The sequence below is a fragment of the Serratia silvae genome (genome assembly GCF_023282985.1).
GTDB classification, from domain to species: domain Bacteria; phylum Pseudomonadota; class Gammaproteobacteria; order Enterobacterales; family Enterobacteriaceae; genus Chania; species Chania silvae.
This window is the reverse complement of sequence record NZ_JAGQDC010000001.1, coordinates 313775-337569: the sequence shown is the minus strand read 5'-3', so window position 1 is coordinate 337569 and position 23795 is coordinate 313775. Positions and strand designations below refer to the sequence as shown.

At 54.3% G+C, this 23795-nt stretch carries 18 protein-coding genes and 1 pseudogene; 7 read left to right on the top strand and 12 right to left on the bottom strand.

Going from position 1 to position 23795, the window contains the following annotated elements:
- The first annotated feature begins 22 nt into the window (after positions 1 to 22).
- Positions 23 to 1105: an aminopeptidase gene (locus KAJ71_RS01470; protein WP_248944047.1), complete on the top strand. Its 1083-nt coding sequence runs from the start codon at positions 23 to 25 to the stop codon at positions 1103 to 1105.
- Between the two features lie 225 nt (positions 1106 to 1330).
- Positions 1331 to 1525 carry a type II toxin-antitoxin system RelE/ParE family toxin gene (locus KAJ71_RS01465; RefSeq protein ID WP_248944163.1) on the top strand — a complete coding sequence of 65 codons (195 nt, stop codon included), beginning with the start codon at positions 1331 to 1333 and terminating at the stop codon, positions 1523 to 1525.
- A 51-nt stretch (positions 1526 to 1576) separates the two neighbouring features.
- On the opposite strand, the gene cysH is transcribed toward KAJ71_RS01465, so the two are convergent.
- The 3 genes from cysH to cysJ all read right to left on the bottom strand — a co-directional run bounded on the left by cysH (position 1577) and on the right by cysJ (position 5948).
- The gene (gene cysH / locus KAJ71_RS01460) at positions 1577 to 2311 is read right to left on the bottom strand and encodes a phosphoadenosine phosphosulfate reductase (protein ID WP_248944046.1); all 735 of its coding nucleotides are present in this window, start codon (positions 2309 to 2311) and stop codon (positions 1577 to 1579) included.
- 119 nt (positions 2312 to 2430) lie between these two features.
- Complete coding sequence (cysI, locus tag KAJ71_RS01455; RefSeq protein WP_248944045.1) at positions 2431 to 4146, bottom strand: assimilatory sulfite reductase (NADPH) hemoprotein subunit; 1716 nt, start codon at positions 4144 to 4146, stop codon at positions 2431 to 2433.
- Positions 4146 to 5948, bottom strand: coding sequence for an NADPH-dependent assimilatory sulfite reductase flavoprotein subunit (gene cysJ, locus KAJ71_RS01450; RefSeq protein WP_248944044.1), 1803 nt, complete (start codon positions 5946 to 5948; stop codon positions 4146 to 4148). Before cysJ ends, cysI begins: the two co-directional genes overlap by 1 nt.
- Before the next feature lie 409 nt (positions 5949 to 6357).
- Here cysJ and queD point away from each other — a divergent pair, with 409 nt between their 5' ends.
- A complete protein-coding gene (gene queD / locus KAJ71_RS01445; protein WP_021179400.1) occupies positions 6358 to 6717 on the top strand; it encodes a 6-carboxytetrahydropterin synthase QueD in 360 nt (119 codons plus the stop codon).
- 155 nt (positions 6718 to 6872) lie between these two features.
- Here queD and queE read toward each other — a convergent pair whose 3' ends face one another.
- Positions 6873 to 7544: a 7-carboxy-7-deazaguanine synthase QueE gene (queE, locus tag KAJ71_RS01440; protein WP_248944043.1), complete on the bottom strand. Its 672-nt coding sequence runs from the start codon at positions 7542 to 7544 to the stop codon at positions 6873 to 6875.
- Positions 7545 to 7869: 325 nt separating this feature from the next.
- Between queE and KAJ71_RS01435 the strand changes: the two genes are divergently transcribed.
- The 4 genes from KAJ71_RS01435 to hutT all read left to right on the top strand — a co-directional run bounded on the left by KAJ71_RS01435 (position 7870) and on the right by hutT (position 14364).
- Positions 7870 to 9207 carry an MFS transporter gene (locus tag KAJ71_RS01435; RefSeq protein WP_248944042.1) on the top strand — a complete coding sequence of 446 codons (1338 nt, stop codon included), beginning with the start codon at positions 7870 to 7872 and terminating at the stop codon, positions 9205 to 9207.
- A 397-nt stretch (positions 9208 to 9604) separates the two neighbouring features.
- Entirely contained in the window at positions 9605 to 11296 is a 1692-nt protein-coding gene (gene hutU, locus KAJ71_RS01430) for a urocanate hydratase (RefSeq protein WP_248944041.1), read from the top strand.
- The gene (gene hutH / locus KAJ71_RS01425; protein WP_065687040.1) at positions 11293 to 12828 is read left to right on the top strand and encodes a histidine ammonia-lyase; all 1536 of its coding nucleotides are present in this window, start codon (positions 11293 to 11295) and stop codon (positions 12826 to 12828) included. Before hutU ends, hutH begins: the two co-directional genes overlap by 4 nt.
- Before the next feature lie 141 nt (positions 12829 to 12969).
- Positions 12970 to 14364, top strand: coding sequence for an L-histidine transporter HutT (gene hutT / locus KAJ71_RS01420; RefSeq protein ID WP_248944040.1), 1395 nt, complete (start codon positions 12970 to 12972; stop codon positions 14362 to 14364).
- 63 nt (positions 14365 to 14427) lie between these two features.
- Here the strand turns inward: hutT and KAJ71_RS01415 are convergent.
- From KAJ71_RS01415 to eno, 8 genes and pseudogenes are all read right to left on the bottom strand, one after another.
- A pseudogene (locus tag KAJ71_RS01415) lies at positions 14428 to 14670 on the bottom strand (PLP-dependent transferase); the annotation flags it as partial.
- A 120-nt stretch (positions 14671 to 14790) separates the two neighbouring features.
- The gene (locus tag KAJ71_RS01410; protein ID WP_248944039.1) at positions 14791 to 15675 is read right to left on the bottom strand and encodes a cyclic nucleotide-binding domain-containing protein; all 885 of its coding nucleotides are present in this window, start codon (positions 15673 to 15675) and stop codon (positions 14791 to 14793) included.
- A gap of 33 nt (positions 15676 to 15708) precedes the next feature.
- Positions 15709 to 16452, bottom strand: coding sequence for a fimbrial biogenesis chaperone (locus tag KAJ71_RS01405; protein ID WP_248944038.1), 744 nt, complete (start codon positions 16450 to 16452; stop codon positions 15709 to 15711).
- A gap of 8 nt (positions 16453 to 16460) precedes the next feature.
- A complete protein-coding gene (locus tag KAJ71_RS01400; protein WP_375540710.1) occupies positions 16461 to 17798 on the bottom strand; it encodes a fimbrial protein in 1338 nt (445 codons plus the stop codon).
- A 29-nt stretch (positions 17799 to 17827) separates the two neighbouring features.
- Positions 17828 to 20392 carry a fimbria/pilus outer membrane usher protein gene (locus KAJ71_RS01395; RefSeq protein ID WP_248944037.1) on the bottom strand — a complete coding sequence of 855 codons (2565 nt, stop codon included), beginning with the start codon at positions 20390 to 20392 and terminating at the stop codon, positions 17828 to 17830.
- 22 nt (positions 20393 to 20414) lie between these two features.
- Entirely contained in the window at positions 20415 to 21143 is a 729-nt protein-coding gene (locus tag KAJ71_RS01390; RefSeq protein WP_248944036.1) for a fimbrial biogenesis chaperone, read from the bottom strand.
- Between the two features lie 138 nt (positions 21144 to 21281).
- Positions 21282 to 21815 carry a fimbrial protein gene (locus tag KAJ71_RS01385; protein WP_248944035.1) on the bottom strand — a complete coding sequence of 178 codons (534 nt, stop codon included), beginning with the start codon at positions 21813 to 21815 and terminating at the stop codon, positions 21282 to 21284.
- 606 nt (positions 21816 to 22421) lie between these two features.
- Positions 22422 to 23717, bottom strand: coding sequence for a phosphopyruvate hydratase (gene eno / locus KAJ71_RS01380; protein WP_248944034.1), 1296 nt, complete (start codon positions 23715 to 23717; stop codon positions 22422 to 22424).
- Positions 23718 to 23795: the final 78 nt, after the last annotated feature.

Here is a 23795-nt window from a genome sequence, read left to right as displayed (position 1 = left end):
TGTTAAAGAAGGATTTTTCGGTATGTTTTCCCGCTTGTGTCTGGGAGCTGGGCTGTTGTTAGCCGCTCTCGGCAGTGCTGTAAGCGTTTCGGCCGCTCCCAAACCCGTAAAAGAAGCCCCGATGGGCCAGTTCGCCGCCAAACAGATCCGCCATATTGCCACCTACTTCCCAGGTCGCATGGCAGGCAGCCCGGCAGAATTACTGGCCGCAGACTACCTGAAACAGCAGTTTACCGAGATGGGCTACCCAGCTGACACCCGCACCTTTGACGCCCGTTACCTCTACACCAACAAAGACACCAGTGAAAACTGGCGCAAAATTAGCGTCACCTCGGTGATTGCCACCAAAAAGGGTGAGCGACCCCAGCAGGTCATCATCATGGCGCACTTCGATACCTACACCCCACTCAGCGACGATGAGGTAGACAATAATCTCGGTGGCCTGACGTTACAGGGGGTCGATGACAATGCCTCCGGCGTGGGCGTGATGCTGGAGTTGGCCAACCGGCTGAAAAACATCCCCACCACCTATAGCCTGCGCTTTGTGGCCACGAGCGGTGAAGAGCTTAAGTCGATAGGGGCTAAAAACTACCTTGGCCGGATGACGGCGGAAGAGCGCAAAAACACGCTGCTGGTGATTAACCTCGATAGCCTGATCACCGGTGATCGCCTCTATTTCCATTCCGGGCGCAACACGGAACCGGAAGTGATAGCCAGATCCCGCGATCAGGCACTGAATATTGCCCACCGTTATGGTATTGAAGCGGCCATCAACCCAGGCAGCAAAGATTTTCCAACCGGCACCGGTTGCTGCTCCGATCAGATGGTCTTCGATAACGCAAAAATCCCGGTGATGGCGGTAGAAGCCACCAACTGGTCGCTGGGGACTCAGGACGGATACCAGCAGCGTGCTGCCAGCCCCAGCTTCCCACAGGGCATTACCTGGCATCGTCCGCAATACGACAATCTGCAATATCTGGAAACCCACCTGCCAGGGCGGCTCGATAAACGCAGCCGCGACAGCGTACGGATCCTGTTACCTTTGGTAAAAGAGTGGGTGCAGGCGCATCCCGCCCCTGAGCCGAAGAAGAAAAAGAAGAAATAATTGGACGTAAAATCGAGTACAAATTTTGTACTCACCATCTCGGTTAAGTACACTGAGAGAAACCCGTATTCGAGAAGAAACCAATGAGTACGCACAAAACCTTATCGCAACAAGCGACACGAGAAAGTCTAGGTTCACCTGATAGAGTTTCAAAGGAGGTGTTTGGGTGACTAAAAATGGAACCGCAGAATTATTCGTCCAAACGGCCTTGGAACGACAAGAGGGTTGCGAGAAGACCCCAAGCACTATCGTTTTAACGCCACTTTGGCTGATTATGGCTTGGCACTACGAGAACGTCTGGATAAACACGAATACCGGACGTTGTATGAAATCACCGGTTATACCGTCGACATCTTGCTGTTCTTGCATACCCGCCAAGATTTGACCAGCGCCCTCAGGCGTCACATGTTATTGAGCTAGAACTTAATTAGTCGGGCCCTCGCAGAACCCGGTTCGTTAACTATGCGCTCATCAACCTTCGTGCAAACCACACTCGCGCTTCAGGCCAAAGAAACGGGTTTCTTCTTCGCTCATGCCTTCCTCCCATTTACGGGTGGTGTGGGTATCGCCCACCGACAGGTAGCCCTGATCCCACAGCGGGTGATAGCTCAACCCATGTTCGGTCAGATATTGGTAAATCTGGCGGTTATCCCAATCGATGATCGGCAGGATCTTGAATACCCCACGCTGCACCGCCAGCACCGGCAGATTGGCACGGCTGCCCGATTGCTCACGGCGCAGGCCGGCAAACCAGGTTTGCGCACCTAGCGTTTCCAGCGCACGGTTCATCGGCTCCACCTTGTTGATTTGGTTGTACTGCTCGATGCCCTCAACGCCCTGCTCCCATAACTTGCCGTAACGAGCTTCTTGCCAGGCCGGTGAATGCTCGGCACGGAATACCTGCAGGTTCAGGTTCAGCTTGTCGGCCAATTGGTCGATAAACTGGTAGGTTTCCGGAAACAGGTAGCCGGTATCAGTCAGGATCACCGGGATATCCGGCTTGATGCGCGTGACCAGATGCAGGCACACTGCCGCCTGAATACCAAAGCTGGAAGAAAGCACAAACTCCCCCGGCAGATGTTCCAGCGCCCAGGCAACCCTCTCCTGCGCCGAAAGCTGTTCCAACTGGCCGTTGACGACCGCCAGTGCCAGCGCCTGCCCGGACTTCGGTAGCGCGTTCAGCGCCACCAGATCCAATTCAGCCATGATGCGATCTCCTGAAAGTGATGATGTGGCCCCTCACCCTAACCCTCTCCCACAGAGAGAGGGGACAGTATGGTGCACAAACTTAGCTGCTGCACAAAGAGTGAGGAAAGCCAGCAAGGTTATTCCCAGAAATCCTGCGCGGGATCCACCACCGGCCGGATAATCCCAGTGCGCACGGTGAAATCGCCAAAGCCTTCGCCAGCGGTACGCTCTGTTGCCCAGCGCCCTACCAGTTGGTCGATGATCTGCAAGATCTCTTCTTCATTAATATTTTCCCGATACATGCGGGGAATACGCGTCCCTTCACGGTTACCGCCCAGATGCAGGTTGTAACGGCCAATCGCTTTACCAACCAGACCAATCTCCGCCAGCAGCGCTCGGCCACAGCCGTTCGGGCAGCCGGTGATACGCAGCACCACGTGCTCATCACCCACGCCATGCCGATGCATGATCCCCTCTACCTTGGTCACAAACTCCGGCAGGAAGCGCTCGGCCTCCGCCATCGCCAGCGGGCAGGTTGGGTAGGACACGCAGGCCATCGAATTCTTGCGCTGCTCGCTAATATCGTCGTCGATCAGGCCATGCTGGCGCGCCAGAGCTTCGATCTTTGCCTTTTCGCTTTCCGGCACGCCGGCCACGATCAGGTTCTGGTTAGCCGTCAGGCGGAAGTCACCCTGGTGAACCTTGGCGATCTCCGCCACGCCGGTTTTCAGCGGGCGACCTGGATAATCCAGCAGGCGACCGTTCTCAATAAATAGCGTCAGGTGCCAGTGGTTATCAACCCCTTTGACCCAGCCGATGCGATCACCACGGCCAGTAAACTCGTACGGACGCACCGGCGCAAAGGTGATGCCAGCCCGCTTTTCAACCTCGGCGCGGAAGGTATCAACCCCCACCCGCTCCAGCGTATATTTGGTTTTGGCGTTCTTACGGTCGGTGCGGTTGCCCCAGTCACGCTGGGTGGTCACTACCGCTTCGGCGACGGCAAGCGTGTGTTCCAACGGAATATAGCCAAACTCACTCGCCGTACGCGCATAGGTATTCTTGTTGCCATGCTCGATAGACAGGCCGCCACCCACCAGCAAGTTAAAGCCCACCAGCTTGCCGTGTTCGGCAATCGCCACAAAGTTCATGTCGTTGGCATGCAGATCCACATCGTTCTGCGGCGGGATCACCACCGTGGTTTTAAACTTGCGCGGCAGATAAGTAGCGCCCAGGATCGGCTCTTCGTCCGTGGTCGCGACTTTTTCTTTATCCAGCCACACTTCGGCATAGGCACGGGTACGCGGCAGCAGGTGCTCGGAGATTTTCTTCGCCCATTCGTACGCTTCCTGATGCAGCTCCGACTCCACCGGATTCGAGGTGCAAAGTACGTTACGGTTCACGTCGTTGGCGGTCGCCAATGCATCCAGCCCCAGGCGGTTCAGCAACTGGTGCACCGGTTTCACGTTACCTTTGACGATGCCGTGAAACTGGAACGTCTGACGGTTGGTGATACGGATGCTGCCATACAGCGTGCTTTCTGCGGCAAATTTGTCGATCCCCAGCCACTGTTGCGGGGAAATAATCCCGCCCGGCAGGCGGCAGCGCAACATCATGGCGTGGCGCGGCTCGAGTTTTTGTTCGGCACGTTCGGCGCGAATATCGCGATCGTCCTGCTGGTACATACCGTGGAAACGGATCAGCAGGAAGTTATCGCCAGTAAAGCCGCCAGTCAGACCGTCTTGTAAATCTTCGGCAATGGTTCCGCGCAGGAAGTTACTCTCTTTCTTCAGACGCTCGGCATCGGCCAGTTTGCCTTCAACCACCAGAGGCCCAGGGTGTTTATCACTCATCAGTAAACGTCTCGCTGATAACGGCGCTCAAGGCGCAGCTCGCTTAAGAATTCATCTGCCTGCTCGGTATCCATACCACCGTGCTCGGCCACCAGTGCTAACAATGTGTTTTCGACGTCTTTCGCCATGCGGTTGGCATCGCCACAGACATAAATGTGCGCGCCCTGCTGGATCCAGTTCCAGACTTCCGCGCCCTGCTCGCGCAGCTTGTCCTGCACATAAACCTTATGTTGTTGATCCCGTGACCAGGCCAGATCGATGCGGGTCAGCAGGCCATCTTTCACATAGCGCTGCCATTCGACCTGGTACAGGAAATCTTCGGTAAAGTGCGGGTTACCGAAGAACAGCCAGTTTTTCCCGCTGCCACCTTCGGCCTCACGCTGCTGCATAAAGGCGCGGAACGGGGCAATACCGGTGCCAGGGCCAATCATGATCACCCGCGTTTCCGGGTTGGCAGGCAAACGGAAGTTGTCGTTATGTTCGATAAACACCCGTAGCTTGCCTTCCTCTTCCAGACGATCGGCCAGGAAGCTGGAAGCCCCACCGGCACGGCTGCGGCCATCAATGTCGTAGCGCACCACGCCAACGGTGATGTGCACTTCGTTTTCATTCTCGGCCTGAGAGGAGGCAATAGAGTACAGGCGCGGCGTCAGCGGGCGCAGCAGGCTGAGTAGCTGCTCTGCGCTCAGATCGGCCGGGGCCTGGCGTACCATGTCCACAATCGGGGTGTTAGAGGCGTAGTGCTGCAGTTTAGGCTTGTCTGCCAGCAGGCCAATCAGTTCTTCATCCCGCGACAGCCCGGCATATTTTTCCACAATCAGCGTGGTGTTCTGCGTCAGTTCAAAGTGGCTGCACAAAGCTTCACGCAGCGGCAGGGTTTGCCCCTCAACCTCGACCGGTTCGTCGCCTTTCAACCACAGCAGTTGTACCAGCTCATCCACCAGCGCCGGATCGTTGTCAAACCATACGCCCAAGGCATCGCCTGGTTGATAGCGCAGGTCGGAATCACCTAAATCGATTTCGATATGACGTACGTCTTTATCGGAAGCACGACCAGTGATCTTTTGCTTGGCCGCCAGTTGCGCGGTCAGCGGCTGTTCTTTGCTGTAAGGGCTGCTGTCCAGCAGATCGACTGCGCCACTGGCCAATGTCGCCGGAGCGCCGTTTTCCGCGGGGGTTCGGGCCTTCAGAACTTCCACCACCTGCTTACGCCAGGAGATAGCCAGTTCCTGATAATCCACATCCGCATCGATGCGTTCCACCAGGCGCTCTGCTCCCAGCTCAGCCAGCTTGCCATCAAAGTCTTTGCCGGACTGGCAGAAATTCTCATAAGAGCTATCCCCCAGGCCAAACACCGCAAAGGCAGTTTCATTGAGTTTGGGGGCTTTTTTCGAATGCAGGAATTTGTGCAGCGCCACCGCTTCTTCCGCAGGCTCCCCTTCCCCTTGGGTGGAGGCGACCACCACCAGCAGACGCTCCTGGGCGATTTGCTTGAACTTATAGTCACCGGCATTCACCAGGGTCACGCTCAGCTTCGCCGCCAGCAGATCGTCGCGTAGCTGTTCGGCCAGCCGGCGTGCGTTACCAGTCTGGGAAGCAGAAATCAGGGTGACACTGGCCGCAGGAGCCGCTGCAACCGGTGCTGAAACCACGCTGCCCGGCTGCTGATTGACCCTGCCCCAGAAGTAACCAGAGAGCCACGCCAGCTGCGTTGGGGAATAGTCACCAATGACGGCCTGTAAACTCGAGAGCTGTTCGGGTGTCAGCGGGAGCAAAGATGTTGGAGGAACCTGAGTCGTCATCGCGGTACGGATATCCTATGTTTAGCCAGTGTCAGTCGCTGTAATTGAATGTCCTGAAAAGACCAGGAGAGTTTGTAAGGTTACCGAGCGTAATTGCAACGATTAAATAAGGGATAGCAATAATTAATAACCAAAACGACTAAGCAGTTTTCCTGGTAAGGGATAGTGGCTAAATCGTTAGGTTATTATTTTTAACTTATTGATAATTAATTATTTAATTTTTAAAAACTTGAATGAATCGCATTTAAGGTTGATTGTTACGTCCGATAAGCCTTTCTGTGGCCGAACAAAATTATTATCAGATCCCCGTGAAGATCCCCCTCTTGCCCCCTATTAGATGAGTAAGATTAGTCAGCAGGCTCACTTTCCGTTACTATTCGGCGGTTTTTGAGTCAATGAGGCCGTACCAATGGCAACCACGCTATTTAAAGATTTTCAGTTTGAAGCTGCACACCATCTGCCAAACGTGCCGGAGGGCCATAAATGCGGCCGCCTGCACGGGCATTCGTTTATGGTGCGTATAGAAGTGACCGGGGAAGTAGACGCCCACACCGGTTGGGTGATGGATTTTGCCGAGCTGAAGGCCGCCTTCAAGCCGATTTGGCAGCGCCTGGATCACTATAATCTGAACGACATTCCTGGTTTGGAGAACCCGACCAGCGAAGTGCTTGCCGCCTGGATCTGGCAGCAGTTGAAACCACAGCTGCCAGAGCTGTCGGCGGTGATGGTCAAAGAAACCTGTACCGCAGGCTGCGTATATAAAGGTTAACAGAGCAAGGCTCAAAGTGAGGAGATTGACTCCGGTGCGATCTCCCTCACCCTAACTCTCTCCCCAAGGAGAGGGAACCGAACGTGCCACAGATTAGCACCTGCCCCCCGACCGCAGCACTCACTAAAGGAGAGGGTTGGGGTGAGGGGCCGGTCTTAAGCGATATTCAAATACTTATGCGTCTGCATTGAAAGCCGCCAGTTGCGGGCAATGCAGGTCTCAATACACAACCGCGTCGCCTCTTCTTTTTGGCTGATCGGCTGCAAAGCGATGATACGGTGTTTTTCGTCGTGCAACGTTGCCAACAGCTCATCCAATGCCTCAATATCACGTTCACGCCCCACCGGATGCTTGATCTCATCGGCCCGCATCAGCGCCTGCTCTATCACCTTCAAACCACCGCGCATGTTCACTTTGGGTGAAACGGTGACCCAGGTATTGGGGGAACAAAGGATTTCATGGGTGCCGCTGGTTTCGATCTGGCAGCCATAGCCCGCATTCTCAAACAGCCTGGTCAGCGGGATCAGATCGTAGATACACGGCTCACCGCCAGTGATCACAATATGGCGTGCGGTATAGCCCTGTTGCTCGATCACCTCCAGCAGTTGTTCTGCACTGGCGCTCCCCCAGGCATCACTCTCGGCAGTTTTTACCAGGATGCGTTGCATATCCACTTCCCGATCGGCGTCCTTTTCCCAGGTGTGTTTGGTATCGCACCAGCTGCATCCCACTGGGCAACCCTGTAGGCGAATAAAAATGGCCGGAACGCCAGTGAAATAGCCTTCGCCCTGCAAAGTTTGGAACATCTCATTAATCGGGTACTGCATAGCTTTCTCAATCTGCCTAAGGAAAGGCCTATTATCGCAGATCCCTGCCGGGCGACCAAACCTGGAAAAGTGTATTAAATTTTGTCCGTTCGGCGGTGACCAGCAGCTTTCTCCAGGTAATCCACTCATTGCTGACGTTTATTAAGGAGCAAACGCCAACCGCCGATGTTATCCACCGCACGCAATAAACATTCATTTAACAAATAAGATAAAAGTATTTGACACAAACCGTGGCAGTAACGCAGATGTATAGACAGGCAGGCACAAGTCGGGCGCAGTTCCGACGATCCATCCATCAACAACACATCTGCGTTTAGAGGGGACTATGGCCCATTCCACCGAGTTGAATATTCAGCAGGCTATCGACGACAGCACGTTTTCGCTGTTTCACTGGACTTTGATCATCCTGGGTTTCCTGATCCTGGCGATCGACGGCTACGATACGGCGGCGATGGGCTATATAGCCCCTTCGGTGTCCAAAGACTGGGGGATCGTGAAACAGGATCTGGGACCGGTATTAAGCGCTGCGCTGCTTGGCCTTTCGTTGGGAGCACTGGTTGCCGGGCCGATTTCCGACCGCGTTGGCCGCAAACGGGTGCTGGTGTTCTCCTGCCTGTTCTTTGGCCTTTCCAGTCTGGCCACCGCCTACGCGGGTTCACTCAATAGCCTGACGCTGTGGCGCTTCCTCACCGGGCTGGGGCTGGGTGCCGCCATGCCAAACGCCATCACACTGATCTCCGAATACGCCCCACAGCGCTGCCGATCACTGGCCATCAACACCATGTACTGCGGATTTCCGTTAGGAGCGGCGGGCGGGGGCGCAATCTCTTCCTGGCTGATCCCCACTTACGGCTGGCACAGCGTGTTGCTGCTGGGAGCCATTGCGCCGCTATCACTCACCGTGTTGTTAATCCTGCTGCTGCCGGAATCGGTGAAATACATGGTCAACCGTGGTCAAGATACCGCGAAAATCAAACAGATTGCCCAACGCTTTATCAGCCACAACATCAGCCACATCACTCGTTTCTACCTGTATGAAGACAAGCTGGCCCTGTCGAAAACCAGCGTCGGCCTGCTGTTCAGCCGCCCCTATCTGGTGGGAACACTGATGCTGTGGCTCACCTACTTTATGGGGTTGGTGATCTACTACGTATTGCTGAGCTGGATGCCTCTATTGATGCGAGGGCTGGGGTATCAGCTTGAGCAGTCGGCGATCCTGACGTCGCTGTTCACCTTCGGCGGTACGTTGGGGATCTTGATGGCCGGTTGGTTAATGGACCGCTGGAATGCCCACAAGGTGGTTTCAACCGGCTTTGCCATCAGCGCCCTGCTGATTGTGGCGATGGCCACCGAGGATAGCCAGATTGTGCTGCTCGGTGCCTTTATCTTCCTGATGGGCATCACCATGAACGGCGCTCAATCCGGCCTGCAAACCCTGGCTGCCACCTACTACCCAACCCACAGCCGCGCTACCGGTATTGCCTGGATGCAGGGCATTGGCCGCTTTGGCGGCGTGGCGGGCACCATGATGGCCGCTCAGCTACTGGCGATGGAGTGGCAGGTGCAGAGTATTTTGCTGTTCCTGGCGATCCCGGCGCTGCTAGCCAGCCTTGCCACGGTATTCAAGATGACGCGTTCAAGCGCATTGCAACCGGCCATCTAACCTATTGATTATATTAGCGGGCGCAACATGCAGCGCCCCTTGTATCGTTGTCTCCCAACCCCCGGTAATACGATTTTTTTATCGACCCCGCCAAGATGTAATCCATATGTAAAATTATTGTGATTTGTCGCTCAGAAATGACACTATTTTAATTCATTTTTGTAGAGCAGCTCACTGTTTTGCCATGTTCGGTTAATAGACTTAATCCTAAAATTAAGTTTAACATCATGATTTAAAATAAAAATAACGTTTGCTTATGCCTTTTTTCTCAAAGTGTCGTCGCTATTGCATATGCTTGTACATACAAGTATATGTTAATAAACCCCGCTCATTGTTATGGCCTGTGTGTAGTCGTCATGTAATGAGATTTGTACCGATACTGTTTGAGGAACTAGCTGTGACTGCAAATAACAAAGTTCGCCATGTTGATATTCGCGCGCCCCGCGGCACACAATTAAACGCCAAAAGCTGGCTGACCGAAGCGCCGCTGCGCATGCTGATGAACAACCTCGATCCTGAAGTGGCTGAAAATCCACACGAACTGGTCGTTTATGGCGGTATCGGCCGCGCAGCCCGTGATTGGGACTGCTACGATAAAATCGTTGCCACCCTCAAAACGCTGGAAGACGACGAAACCTTGCTGGTGCAGTCCGGTAAGCCGGTCGGCGTGTTCAAAACGCACAGTAACGCCCCGCGCGTGCTGATTGCCAACTCGAACCTGGTTCCCCACTGGGCCACCTGGGAACACTTTAACGAGCTGGATGCCAAGGGCCTGGCGATGTATGGCCAGATGACCGCTGGCAGCTGGATCTACATCGGTAGCCAGGGCATCGTGCAGGGCACTTACGAGACTTTCGTTGAAGCTGGCCGCCAACATTACGACGGCAGCCTGAAAGGCCGCTGGGTGCTGACCGCCGGGCTGGGTGGCATGGGTGGCGCACAACCGCTGGCCGCCACCTTGGCCGGAGCCAGCTCACTCAACATCGAATGCCAGCAGAGCCGCATCGATTTCCGCCTGAAAACCCGCTATGTCGATGAGCAGGCCACCGATCTGGATGACGCACTGGCGCGCCTGAAAAAATACTGCGCCGAAGGTAAAGCCATCTCGATTGCCCTGTGTGGCAACGCGGCAGAAATCCTGCCGGAACTGATCAAGCGTGGCGTGCGCCCGGACATGGTCACCGACCAGACCAGCGCCCACGATCCGCTCAACGGTTACCTGCCAAAAGGCTGGAGCTGGGAAGAGTATCGCCGCCGTGCGCAAACCGAACCAGCGGTAGTTGTGAAGGCTGCCAAGCAGTCGATGGCCGAACACGTCGAAGCCATGCTGGCGTTCCAGAAAATGGGCGTGCCTACTTTCGACTACGGCAACAACATCCGCCAGATGGCCAAAGAGATGGGCGTTGAGAACGCCTTTGATTTCCCAGGCTTTGTGCCTGCCTATATTCGTCCGCTGTTCTGCCGTGGCGTCGGTCCGTTCCGTTGGGCTGCGCTGTCTGGCGATCCGCAGGATATCTACAAAACCGACGCAATGGTCAAAGAGCTGATCCCAGACGATGAGCACCTGCACCGTTGGTTGGATATGGCGCGTGAGCGCATCAGCTTCCAGGGTCTGCCAGCCCGCATCTGCTGGGTCGGTCTGGGCCAGCGTGCCAAGTTGGGCCTAGCATTTAACGAGATGGTACGCCGCGGCGAACTCTCTGCTCCAATCGTCATTGGCCGTGACCACCTGGACTCCGGCTCGGTCGCCAGCCCGAACCGTGAAACCGAATCAATGAAGGACGGCTCTGATGCCGTATCCGACTGGCCGCTGCTCAACGCCCTGCTCAACACCGCCAGCGGTGCTACCTGGGTGTCTCTGCACCACGGCGGTGGCGTCGGCATGGGCTTCTCCCAACACTCCGGCATGGTAATCGTCTGTGACGGCACCGATGAAGCCGCCGAGCGTATCGCCCGCGTGCTGCATAACGACCCGGCCACCGGCGTCATGCGCCATGCTGATGCGGGTTACGATATCGCTATCGACTGCGCTCGCGAGCAGGGCCTGAACCTGCCAATGGTTGCCGCCACTCAGGGAGAAAAAGCATGAACGCTCTGACTATCCGCCCAGGTAAGCTGACGCTTGCCGAACTGCGCCAGGTTTATCAGCATCCGGTCACTCTGACGCTGGACGACAACGCCTATGGCGCGATCCAGCAGAGCGTAGCCTGCGTGGAACGCATTGTGGAAGAGAACCGCACCACTTACGGTATCAATACCGGGTTTGGCCTGCTGGCTTCCACCCGTATTGCCCGCGAAGATTTGGAGAACCTGCAACGCTCCATCGTGCTGTCACATGCGGCCGGTGTAGGTGCACCGACCGATGACAGTCTGGTGCGCCTGATCATGGTGCTGAAGATCAACAGCCTGTCGCGTGGTTTCTCCGGCATCCGTCTGGAAGTGATCCAGGCGTTGATGGCACTAGTGAATGCCGAAGTGTATCCGCATATCCCGCTGAAAGGCTCCGTTGGCGCTTCTGGCGATCTGGCTCCGCTGGCACATATGAGTCTGGTGCTGTTGGGCGAAGGTAAAGCCCGCTATCAGGGCGAGTGGCTACCGGCCACCGAGGCGCTGGCCAAAGCGGGTCTGAAACCGTTAACGCTGGCAGCCAAAGAGGGCCTGGCACTGCTGAACGGCACCCAGGTTTCCGCCGCCTTTGCGCTGCGTGGCCTGTTTGATGCCGAAGATCTGTTTGCTGCCGCCACCGTAACCGGCAGCCTGACCGTGGAAGCCGCACTGGGATCTCGTAGCCCGTTCGATCCACGTATCCACGAAGTGCGTGGCCAGCGTGGGCAGATCGACGCCGCCGCCGCTTATCGCCATCTACTTGGAGCACGTAGCGCCGTGTCGGATTCACACGCCAACTGCGAAAAAGTGCAGGATCCTTACTCCCTGCGCTGCCAACCGCAGGTGATGGGTGCCTGCCTGACGCAGATCCGCCAGGCCGCAGAAGTGCTGGAGATCGAGGCCAACGCCGTATCCGATAACCCGCTGGTGTTTGCCGAACAGGGCGATGTGCTGTCCGGTGGCAACTTCCACGCCGAACCGGTAGCCATGGCCGCCGATAACCTGGCGCTGGCGTTCGCCGAAATCGGTTCACTCTCCGAGCGCCGTATTTCACTGATGATGGATAAACACATGTCGCAGTTGCCGCCGTTCCTGGTGGATAACGGCGGGGTGAACTCCGGCTTTATGATCGCCCAGGTCACCGCCGCCGCGCTGACCAGCGAGAACAAGGCACTGGCACACCCGGCCAGCGTTGACAGCATCCCCACCTCGGCCAACCAGGAAGACCATGTCTCGATGGCACCGGCAGCAGGTCGTCGCCTGTGGGAAATGGCAGATAACGTACGCGGCATTCTGGCCGTCGAATGGTTAGCTGCATGCCAGGGGCTGGATCTGCGTAAAGGTCTGCAAACCACCGCAGGGCTGGAGCAGGCTCGGCACCTGCTACGCGAGCATGTCGCCTACTACGATAAGGATCGGTTCTTCGCCCCCGATATCGAAGCAGCCAGCCAACTGTTGGCGGCAGGCCATCTGACCGCGCTGATCCCTGCCACCTTGTTACCTAGCCAGGCGTAACGCCTTTAGGCCGTGCCCCTTCAGTCTGGGGCATGGCTTATTACCCTGCACAATTCGTCCTCTATCCCGCCGGGGTTCGTTCCCCCCAGTGCGGATAGCGCTGCCTGTCCGACAACAATATGATGACAACGGAGAAGCAACATGCGTAATGAGAAACCCCAACTCCGGCGTGGCCTGAACGCGCGACATATCCGCTTTATGGCCCTGGGTTCGGCCATCGGTACCGGTCTGTTTTATGGTTCCGCTGGCGCAATTCAACTGGCTGGCCCAGCCGTACTGCTTGCCTACCTGGTGGGTGGCGCGGCGGTATTTATGGTGATGCGTGCCTTGGGAGAGATGGCGGTACATCAGCCCGTTTCCGGCTCCTTCGGCCACTACGCCAGTCATTATCTCGGCCCACTGGCCGGGTTCCTTACCGGTTGGACCTATACTTTTGAAATGGTGATCGTGGCCCTGGCCGACGTGACGGCCTTCGGCATCTATATGGGGCTATGGTTCCCAGACGTCGCGCAATGGGTCTGGGTACTGAGCATCATTCTGTTTATCGGTGCGCTTAACCTGTGCAGCGTCAAAGTCTTTGGCGAGATGGAGTTCTGGCTGTCGCTGGTCAAGGTTGCCGCTATCGTGGCGATGATCATTGGTGGGGCCGCGGTGATGCTGTTCGGCTTCGGCGTCACGCAGCAAGCGACCGGTTTCAGCAATCTATGGCAACACGGCGGCTTTATGCCTAACGGTATCGGTGGCGTCATTGCCTCCCTGGCGGTAGTGATGTTCGCCTTTGGCGGGATTGAAATTATCGGTATCACCGCCAGCGAAGCCAAAGATCCCGCCAAGGTGCTGCCCAAGGCGATCAACGCTGTGCCGGTGCGTATCCTGCTGTTCTACGTGCTGACCCTGCTGGTATTGATGTCTATCTATCCGTGGAACAGCATCGGCCAGAACGGTAGCCCGTTTGTCGAGATTTTCAGCCATATGGGCATCAGCTCGGCGGCTAACGTGTTGAACGTAGTAGTGATCACCGCCGCCATCTCCGCTATCAACAGCGACATCTTCGGCGCTGGCCGCATGATGTACGGCATGGCGCAAGATGGGCAAGCACCGAAGGCCTTCACCAAGCTGACCGGTAACGGCGTGCCTTGGATGACGGTGTTGGTGATGTCCATTGCCCTGCTGTTGGCCGTAGTGCTCAACTATCTGATCCCCAAACAGATCTTTATCATCATTGCCTCCATCGCCACCTTTGCCACGGTGTGGGTGTGGCTGATGATCCTGCTGTCACAGATCGCCATGCGCCGCACGCTCACTAAAGATGAAGTGGCCAAACTGAGCTTCCCAGTCCCTTGGTGGCCAGTAGCTCCTGCATTGGCTACGGCATTTATGGTGTTCGTCATCGGCCTGCTCGGTTACTTCGAGGAAAGCCGTATCGCGCTGTATGTCGGGCTAGTCTGGATAGCCTTCCTGACGCTGGCTTATACGTTGTGGGTACGCAAAAAAGGTGGGGAAACCCCTGCCGTAGTCTCAACCGAAAGCCGGTAGAACTGACCAACCAGCCTCTATTTCGTGAGGCTGGTTGGCTCGCGCCGAATTTTAGTAGCAACACGCCAGCGGCTGTTGCAGATAAGGTGTGCAGTCGGTGTTATCCACCAGCAACAGCGCTCGTGGTTGCCTGTGAGTGATTTCGGCGATGGCCGCAATATCGATCAGGCGCATATTCGGGTTGGCTAGCGTTTCGCAATAAACCCGCCGGGTGCGTAGCCCAATGGGCTTCGCCAGTTGCTCTGGGCGTGTCAGGTCAACGTGGGGGATTTTCACGCCGTAAGGCGCCAGGCCATGATGGGAATAGTCTAGTAGCTAACAACTGTAAGGCAGAACAACAAGAAACAGAAACATGGGATTTTTATTTCATCAATAAAATCATGGTATTATTACAATTAAAAAAATACCATGATAATTAGCTGAATACTATACACTCTCGTGATTTCCTTGGCAGATCTGGATATTATGCTGTTGACATGCCCCATCCAGGCCATAACCCACCATCGCCATATACAGGCTAAAGTAGCGCTCTGCCATCACAACAAACGAACTATTTAACTCAATCAGCACGTTATTTTGGGTAGTGAGCAAGCCTGATTTCTCCGCCGCCAGCAGGATCCGATTGATATGTGTACGGGACACCGAGCTAAACTTGGCGATCTCCGCCGAGGACAAAAATAGCATGTGGGAATTGTGGCGGATACTTTCCATAAATAGCATCAGCAACACCATATGGCCCGCATCTTTAGTAATAAATAATGCGGCCTGTGGCACCAGATCGATCAGGTAGATCTCCTGTATCATCAGTTGGCCATAAACCTTGAAGAACACAGGTAAAAACCAGCTCTGATCCAGCAGGTCGGCAACCGGAATTTCGGGGGCTAGCGTTTGGTAAGGCAACGCCATCGAAGAAACCAGATTATGGGCTTCACTCAAGGCATTTTGGGTAGGGGCAAACAGCAACGTCCGCCGGTCTTGATCGGCCTTTTTGACCACTAGCCATCGCCCAACCCGCAGAAAGAACAGAAACGAATCCAGCGAATTCTCACTGATGATACTTTTGCCTTTAAAAAAGGACTTAACATCCTTTAATGCGGCCTCTTTTTGCGTGTAATAAATAGCCAACAGAGCTGAGCAGATGATAAATCGGCTGTTCCGAAAGATGACCTTGTAGAACATAGGATGATTCTTGTATACCACCGATATCATTACGCCATGTTCAATAATCGCCTGATGGAACTGTGATGATCTTCTTATCTTGGTGGCTCGTTGCTCCAATTCAAGTTCGATCTGATGTTTATTGGGTATCATCTTATTCTCTATTTGGCCGCAAGGTGCGGCCTGTTATTTCCGTACGGCATATTGCTGATCGACCGCATTACCCTGATCATCGATAATGGCGGCGTTGACCATCGCTGAAGAGATATCCCTTGATTGAGCAATATCATCAATCCGATACTTTTTACTGCCGTAAGGCGGCGTCATCATATCGCTCTCTTGTTGCACCGGATAATCCTGCTGGCCAATGCGCAGCGCAAGACGGGAAAAAGAGAGATGGACAGCCGACGGGTTATCACACAGCAAGACGTAATGATTATCTTCCTTTTTCAGGGTGAACACCGGCTTAGGCGTATCCTTCTCCGCCGCAACCACCGCCTTGGGCCGATAGAAAATCTTCATCTGGGTGTTCATCGCCATAGTCACGCTGGGCTGCTGCGGGGGGATCACCGGGCGCGTCGGCGGAATTTCGTACAGATTAATCCAGAAGACAGATTCCCTATCCGTGGGCAGTGACTGTTGGTTATAAATCAGCCTCAGCCCTTTCATGGTTTTGGGTTGCATACTAAATACGGCAGGCAAGCTGACAAAAGGCGCTGTTGATTGCTCGGGGGCCGCATTGACATCCCCATCGTCTACCCAAGTTTGTACCACGATCGGGTAGTCGTTGGTATTGAGGAGCATCAAGCTTTTTTCATTATCACCCTCACGAAAAATCACTCGCGTCGCGGAGGCTATAATGCCGGCCTGAGCCAACATTACAGGTAACAGGCCACCGAGCAGCAGTAACGTACGGACGATTTTCTTCATGGCTTTCTCTACTGTATCTTGACCCAAACGTAAGCCTTGGCATCAACCTTCCCCGCCGTAACGGTCTGCCCCGGCAAGCGTGATAATGTGGCCGTCAACTGTGTGGTGTAATGAGTATACCCTGCCGTGGTACTGCCCCCATTGCTCGCTCCATTGAGAACCGGATACCAGCCCGCATTATTACCTTGCGGACACAGGCCAGCATTACAGTTGGCCCAACCGACAAAGTTCATCGGCGTACCATTGCTACTGTTAGAAAGAGCAATCCCTACGCCAGTTGCAACACTGCTGTCCGTGCCATAACCGTCGGACAGCAAATAGCTGACGCCACCGCTGGCGTTGACCAGACCAAGCTTTTGCGCCAGAGCAAAGCTGGCATAAGGGACTTGCAGACCCAGGGCGGTACGATTGGTGCTAATCCCCGAAACGGCAGCATTATCACATTCGATATTGATGGTGAACTGGGCCTGAGAAGTTCGCCCCGCGGTTAATTGGCCGACGGAAAGCGTCGGCAGGATCACCAGCGGCGTGACGTTGCGTGCCACACAGGTGGCGGTGTAAGAAAGGGAAGAAATCGGCGACGTTCCCATCCCCATCGCATTCCAACGCCCGGTTCCCCAGGTCGAATAGTTGGTGGCCGAATCGCTACCAATAGGATCAGACGCAATGCCCGGCCCTTGGAAGGTCACATAGCCATTAGGCTGGGTGCAAGTATAGTTCGAATTACCCGTGGTGGAAGCCATGCCACTCAGCGGATTAGACGCACTGTAACCACAGTAGTTACTGGCACCACGGCCGGGGAGCGAACTGATGCGGATCAGATCGGCCCGTATGGGGCTGAAATCCTTGACCCGGATCTGGATCTTGTCACCGACCGTAGCATAACGGGTGATCGGTGTTGCCTGCCAGTAACGGGTAAATTCCTTGCCCGAATCCAGATGGGTTAGCCGAATACCGACATAGGGAAAGTAGGTGGCATAATAATTGGGGTTGCCGTCTACCACTCCTAAATCATAATAGCCCCCCACCCGGTCGTCACCGTTGGTGGCAAACACTTCAAAAATCTGCCCGACGTCACTGGCATCGCACTGATACAAGACTTTGTTCGGATCCGGGTAACGGACGCCGGAGGTGAAATCAAACACGCTGCTGCCCAACGGTGTACCAACGGGCTGTAGGTGAGTGCTGGTCAGGTTGATACGCCCCAGGCCGACCCCGACGCCACAGGCGTTGCAACCGGAGTCAATGGCTGGCGAAACGCGGGTGCATCTGGCTGCCGCTGGCAGGCCGATCCCTGCAAGTAGGCTCCCCAACAGCGCCAATCGCAGCAATGAAATTAACTTCATGGAATAACCTCCCGTTAATAATCGGTAAATCAGCGGCATGTGGCCTTCAGCAACAGAATCGGCTCATCGGTTGGCGGGGGTAATTTATAGGGCAGACTGCATCGTTCAGTCGCCCCTTCTCCCCAGCGTAATGTCAATTTCCCCTGCGATTTGTCACTGCGTAGGTAAACCTGATTAGCCTGGCCGACCATACCAACATCGTTATTGTTATCATCAAAGACCGAGGTACCCATCGGGATTATACTGCCATCTGGCCGCTGAACCTTGATTAACACCGCCTGACCTCGGATGGTTTTGAAGTGCAGTCGCACCGAAGCCCCTGCGAAAGGTGCCACGCGCCGTTGCCCATCTTCCAATTCTGCTTTGCTGTTCATCCCCTGTGGATTAAGAGCCACGGTATTGAAATGGTAGGGCACCAGCGAAGGAACCAACGCATAGCCGAAACGATCAACACGGGCACCCTGCCCATCCATCACTTGAGCACCACGGGCACCAGGGGCATCGATCAGGGCAAAAGTATCCCCGACATAAGGCCCGAGCGTAACCCCACCGCGATGGGCGACCACTGCCCCCTGTAGCGCAGCCGATCCCTGCCAATATTGGCTGGATGTTGAAACTGAACCGGTGGCACTGGCATATGGCAGGCGGGTTTGCAGATTGCCCCCCCAGATGCGGTTATGGTTATTATCGTCGGTGGTGAAATTAAGCCCATAACCGACCTGTTGCGTCTCCCCTACGTTGCCCGAGAGCGCCGCCTGATAACTCCCTCCCTGCCCTTGGCTATGATTGGAGAACAAAGACGCCGTTGGCGCAGAAGAAGAACGGCCAAGAGGAAAAGAAACTGAGAGCGAGCTAACGGTTTGCGAGGTATGGGTACTAGTGGGATCATTGGTATTCACATAGGGCTGACCGCCGTCGTAATAGGCGCTATCGCTGCCGCTCAGGCTACGGGTTCGCGTCACCGAAAGATTCAACGCGATACCGTTGTCAAATACCTTGCCCCAACCCAACTGTAGCTGATTATCCCGGCCGCGCCCATCGCGGTAATCCTGTGTAGAGCCTGACAGCGTCAGGTTACCCAATGAGCCGATCCCTTGATTCACGGTCACTTCAAAACGCGATTGCTGGCGATAGGAATCGGATTGCCAGCTTTGTCCACTGCTGGCTGCCTGACGTACGCCAAGCACATCGCTCAAATCACGAAACCCATCGGTGGAGTAACGATACCCGGCGATGGAAAGTGTGGTATCCGTTGGAGTAAAGCTTTTGCTGTAGGAGAGATGCAGCATCCAGCCAGAGGTATCGCCTTCCGGCAGGCTGGCATGGGAAAAAGTGCTATCCAGGCCAAAAGCCCCCAGTGAGTTACTGTAGACCCCACCCAGCATCAAGGCCTGATAGCCATCAGCTAGCTGGTTGCCTGCGTTAAACGTCACCGAGTTGCTCAAACCATACTGCCAGGTCAACTCACTGAACAGGTCATTGTCGCCAATAAAGCGCGATCGCCCAAGGGTCGCCGAATAGCGTGAGGATCCAGGGCGCATGGATTGGGGAACGGCAGAAAATGGTACGGTGAAGGTGTTGACGCTGCCATCGGCCTCGGTCACCACCACCGTCAGATCACCGGAAAAGTTGGTGGCAAACAGATCGTCAATCGCGAATGGGCCAGGGGCCACCGTGGTTTCGTACAGTTGGCTTTTGCCCTGAAATACGGTCACTCTGGCATTACTGTTGGCAATCCCGCGTACTACGGGAGCATAGCCTCGCAGCGAGTCCGGCAGCATGCGATCATCCGACGTCATCCTGACGCCGCGAAACCCCAGCCCGGCGAAGAAATGGCCGTCGGTAAAGCCTTCTCCCAGCAAGACCTCACTGCGTAACGGCAGCACCGCCCGCTGGACATAGCGGCGGCTGGTATCCCACTGGCTGCCAAATTCATTATCAAAGCGGAAGCTGGATTGCTGGCGGTAACGCCATAACCCCAGGTTAACCCCCCCGTTCAGGTTGGCGAAGGTAGAGTTGAGATCCTTAGCCTGCCCCTGACGGTATTTGACGTGATATTGATTAACGTTGTAGTTGAAAAACGCCATTGATTCACCGCTGCTCAGGCTGCCAGGGCTAACGCTGCCACGGGATTTATGGTTCAACAAACTCTGTGGGATGCTGAGCTCCAATCTTAGTTGTGACATATCGGCTTGAACCTGAATATCTTTAAGGTCACGTCCAGGTTGCAGGCAGCCTTCCACGGGCGCCGCCGGCACTTCCTTTAGGCCAAGGCGTTCCAATTGTTGCAGCTCAAAACACGGCAACACGTGCCGATCGTCGCCCAGGACAAAGCGGATTTCGCTGCGTTCAACAAACACACCGTTGGTAAACAGTTCGACCTCATAGTTGCCCGGCGTCACCAGATCCTGTTGGTTGAACTGTTCGAGTTGCGTGGTGCTGAACACGCTGCCACGCAGTAAATCGGCGTCAAAGGCGTAATCGTCCGTCGCGCCTTGTGCCAGGGAGATCCCGCCCAGAGAGAGCAAAAAAAAGCCATAGCGGCAGCACGTTGATAGCAGAGATGGAATTGTGGGATAGTTTTTTATCGACATCAGGACCTCCCTGTCCTTTCTTTCAGTGCTGCGTCTCTAGAGTTACGGGAACCTCTACTCCGTAATCATTCATGATACCGAGCATCACTTTTAGCTTCCCTTTGGGGAACGCAGAACCCAGCGGCCAACTCACCTGAGAAAAAGGCGCGACCATATCGGCCGGTTCAATATGCAGGTTTTTATTGCCGCTTTTGGCATAGCTGATGCTGACGTAATAAGGCGTTGGATTACTGACCTGTAATGCATTGCCATTACGCTGAATACGCAACTGTTTGCCCGCCTGATTGCCCTCGCCCGGCAGCCCTTCAGGCCGATAGAACACCTTCAGCCGGTTGCTGATCAACAGCACCAGCTTATTTTTATCCGTGTCGCTTTGTTTGACGGCTGGCACCTGGAGGAAGTTAAGGTGAAACAGGGATTCGCGGTCGGTGGGTAAGCCTTTCCCGGTGTACATCAACCGTACCATTTGCCCGCTATGGGCATTCATCCGGAAAATCTGTGGCGATGCGACAAAGGGGGCATCGGCCGTTTCCGGCGTCGATTTGTCATTATCGATATCAAGCCAGACTTGGATGAGCGCCGGGGCAGCATCATCGTTGGTAAACTGCAGCGTCTTCTCGCGTGCCTGAGCCGGGTAGATCACTCGGTTGCCCAGCATAGTGACGCTGGCAGCAGCGCTATCGATAATCAGCAATGTCAGGCTGAACAACAATGCCACCCAACAAGAGTAGGTGCGTGTGGTATACGCCATAAGAGAGACCAGTCAACAAGACAAATAACCCAGCACCGCTTAACGTTTCGGGCAATGCTGACAATATTGTAGGTAACGGGTTATTTCCCGCCCTCGGGCTTGAGCCCGGTGGCGGAAACAACCTGGGACGGCAGAGTATTATTTATAGGTAATCGCATATTGTGCCGTGGCGATCACCGAACCAGCAGTCACCCCAGCCTCTTCGGCATAATAACGGGCAACCAGTTCTTGCGACGTTGATACCGCACCGGTTGTCAGCGTCATTGCGCTGGTGGTGGCCTTTGAACCCGTGGCAAAGCTCAATGGCGTGGTGGCATCGCTATCCAACAACTGAATAGAAACCTTGGTTGCATCGCCAGTGTTACCCAGGTTGCCATTAGTCGTGGCATTATTCCCCACAAATACCGTTTTGATGGAAGTATCGTTGGCTGCGGTAGTGCAACCTGTCACGTTAACGGTGAAGGTCGTTTCCCCAGCGGTGGCACCTTTAGTCGCGAGCGAGTTGGCCGCAACCGTGCGCAGTAACACCACCGGATTGGTTTCATTGCCGTTAATATTGACCGAGCAGGTTTGTGTACTAACTTCACCCTTGAATTGCACTGTATTGGCAGAGTCAGCCATCGAGGTGCTAGAGAATGCAATTAAAGCGAGAGTCATCATTTTGATTTTCATAAGAAATCCTTTTAATTTACTTTTTCCAATAAAGCAGTCCTGGCAGTAATTATTTACTGGCTTAAACTTATTGAGACAAACTTGTCACACTATCTTTCTCAGATGCCCTGTGGACAAGTCGAGCCAGTCTAGCAAGGCAGGAATTTTCTTAACAACCATTTTTTCTTGACCCTATGAGGCAATGAATTAAATTCACATTTTGTTACATTCAGTAAACTTGCATTAATATCAAATAAAATCATTTAATATCAACACATTAAAACCAAAATGGAATTAATTAGTCACCAGTTGAAACATTTTGAAATATACCGGCCTTTTTAGGGGTGTTACCAGGGGTTAGGATTAATCCTGTGTTTTTATTGATTTTATGTCCTACTCTGCCTCTTCATTGATTACTCAGCGACCAATCTGATATTTGAAAATGACGACAAACGGCAGGAAAACATCGCCGAAATACCCCTTCCTAACCTAAGTGAAATCTTAATTTAATCATCTCGTCACATTGCAAATTGGTGGATACATTTAACGCAGGCATAAAAAAAACGGAGAGCACCTTACGGCACTCTCCGTTTGCTTACTGATTCAGTCGCGAATCAAACCGTTATATTACTGACCTTTAACTTCTTTCAGGCCATTGAACGGTGCGCGGTTGCCCAACGCTTCTTCGATACGGATCAGTTGGTTGTATTTAGCAACGCGGTCAGAACGGCTCATAGAACCCGTTTTGATCTGACCAGCCGCAGTGCCTACCGCCAAGTCAGCGATGGTAGCATCTTCGGTTTCACCTGAACGGTGAGAGATCACCGCAGTGTAGCCTGCGTCTTTCGCCATCTTGATTGCAGCCAGAGTTTCGGTCAGAGAACCGATCTGGTTGAATTTGATCAGGATGGAGTTAGCGATGCCTTTCTCGATGCCTTCTTTCAGGATCTTGGTGTTGGTCACGAACAGGTCGTCGCCCACCAGTTGGATTTTGTCGCCCAGCACTTTGGTCTGATAGGCGAAACCATCCCAATCAGATTCATCCAGACCGTCTTCGATAGACACAATTGGGTATTGCTTGGTCAGGTCTTCCAGGAAGTGAGTGAACTCTTCGGAAGTAAAGGCTTTGTTGCCTTCGCCAGCCAGCACGTATTTACCATCTTTGTAGAATTCAGAGGCTGCACAGTCCATAGCCAGAGTAATATCTTTACCCAGCTCGTAACCTGCCGCTTTTACCGCTTCAGCAATAACAGCCAACGCTTCGGCGTTAGAACCCAGGTTTGGCGCGTAGCCACCTTCGTCACCAACGGAAGTGCCCATGCCTTTAGACTTCAGCACTTTAGCCAGGGTGTGGAACACTTCAGAACCCATACGCACGGCTTCTTTCAGCGTTTTAGCGCCCACAGGCTGGATCATGAACTCTTGAATATCAACGTTGTTGTCAGCGTGCTCACCGCCGTTGATGATATTCATCATAGGCAATGGCATAGAGAACTTGCCTGGAGTACCGTTCAGTTCAGCGATGTGCTCATACAGCGGCATACCTTTAGAGGCAGCCGCCGCCTTGGCAGCAGCCAGAGAAACAGCCAGGATGGCGTTAGCACCAAACTGGGATTTGTTCTCGGTACCGTCCAGCTCGATCATGATCTTGTCGATGTTAGCCTGGTCTTTGGCATCTTTACCCAGCACCGCTTGCGCGATTGGGCCGTTTACTGCGGCAACGGCTTTCAGTACGCCTTTACCCAGGAAACGAGACTTGTCACCGTCACGCAGTTCCAGTGCTTCACGGGAACCGGTAGAAGCACCTGACGGCGCTGCAGCCAGACCGACGAAACCGCCTTCCAGATGAACTTCGGCTTCAACAGTTGGGTTGCCGCGTGAGTCGATGATTTCACGGCCGATGACTTTCACAATTTTGGACATATAGGTTTTCCTCAAGTCACAAGTTAAACTAAAACTCCAGACAAACAACGCGCGGTTTTGGCCGCGCGTTGCTTACTA

Coding starts and splice junctions, on each gene's coding strand:
- KAJ71_RS01395 (WP_248944037.1), bottom strand. CDS start 20,392: ATGTCGATAAAAAACTATCCCACAATTCCATCTCTGCTATCAACGTGC.
- eno (WP_248944034.1), bottom strand. CDS start 23,717: ATGTCCAAAATTGTGAAAGTCATCGGCCGTGAAATCATCGACTCACGC.
- queD (WP_021179400.1), top strand. CDS start 6,358: ATGGCAACCACGCTATTTAAAGATTTTCAGTTTGAAGCTGCACACCAT.
- KAJ71_RS01410 (WP_248944039.1), bottom strand. CDS start 15,675: ATGATACCCAATAAACATCAGATCGAACTTGAATTGGAGCAACGAGCC.
- KAJ71_RS01400 (WP_375540710.1), bottom strand. CDS start 17,798: ATGAAGTTAATTTCATTGCTGCGATTGGCGCTGTTGGGGAGCCTACTT.
- hutH (WP_065687040.1), top strand. CDS start 11,293: ATGAACGCTCTGACTATCCGCCCAGGTAAGCTGACGCTTGCCGAACTG.
- cysI (WP_248944045.1), bottom strand. CDS start 4,146: ATGAGTGATAAACACCCTGGGCCTCTGGTGGTTGAAGGCAAACTGGCC.
- cysH (WP_248944046.1), bottom strand. CDS start 2,311: ATGGCTGAATTGGATCTGGTGGCGCTGAACGCGCTACCGAAGTCCGGG.
- KAJ71_RS01385 (WP_248944035.1), bottom strand. CDS start 21,815: ATGAAAATCAAAATGATGACTCTCGCTTTAATTGCATTCTCTAGCACC.
- queE (WP_248944043.1), bottom strand. CDS start 7,544: ATGCAGTACCCGATTAATGAGATGTTCCAAACTTTGCAGGGCGAAGGC.
- KAJ71_RS01470 (WP_248944047.1), top strand. CDS start 23: ATGTTTTCCCGCTTGTGTCTGGGAGCTGGGCTGTTGTTAGCCGCTCTC.
- KAJ71_RS01405 (WP_248944038.1), bottom strand. CDS start 16,452: ATGAAGAAAATCGTCCGTACGTTACTGCTGCTCGGTGGCCTGTTACCT.
- cysJ (WP_248944044.1), bottom strand. CDS start 5,948: ATGACGACTCAGGTTCCTCCAACATCTTTGCTCCCGCTGACACCCGAA.
- KAJ71_RS01435 (WP_248944042.1), top strand. CDS start 7,870: ATGGCCCATTCCACCGAGTTGAATATTCAGCAGGCTATCGACGACAGC.
- KAJ71_RS01390 (WP_248944036.1), bottom strand. CDS start 21,143: ATGGCGTATACCACACGCACCTACTCTTGTTGGGTGGCATTGTTGTTC.
- hutT (WP_248944040.1), top strand. CDS start 12,970: ATGCGTAATGAGAAACCCCAACTCCGGCGTGGCCTGAACGCGCGACAT.